Raw genomic sequence first — 393 nt, 5'->3', positions numbered from 1 at the left:
CCGCCACCAGCTACCAGGAGAGCCAGACCTATACCGTGCTCAGCGCCGCCGGCGGCATTACCGGCGACTTCGCCGACCTGCTCGGCGATTCCGCCTTTCTCGATGTCTCCTCCGCGATCTCCGGCAATGACGTGCTGCTGACCGTCGTCGTCGATCCGGATGACGATGGTGACGGTGATGGGGATGGAGACGGCGACGGCGACGGTGATGGAGACGGCGACGGCGACGGTGATGGAGACGGCGACGGCGACGGTGATGGAGACGGCGACGGAGACGGAGACGGTGATGGTGACGGCGATGGCGACGGCGATGGCGGCACCTTCGTCACGGTCGCGCAGACCGGCAACGAACAGGCCGTCGCCCGGGCGCTCGACAGCCTGGAGCAATCCGGTC

1 protein-coding gene is annotated in these 393 nt (G+C 67.7%); it reads left to right on the top strand.

Features of this window, described 5'->3' with window-relative positions; genetic code table 11:
• Positions 1–393: hypothetical protein (locus J5J09_RS22565; protein WP_208554514.1), on the top strand; the 393-nt coding region annotated here is incomplete at both ends.

It is taken from the genome of Ciceribacter sp. L1K22, assembly GCF_017599385.1.
In the GTDB taxonomy this organism is placed as follows: Bacteria; Pseudomonadota; Alphaproteobacteria; order Rhizobiales; family Rhizobiaceae; genus Allorhizobium.
Note: the sequence above shows the minus strand (reverse complement) of the source record. Positions and strands in the feature narration are given on the sequence as shown.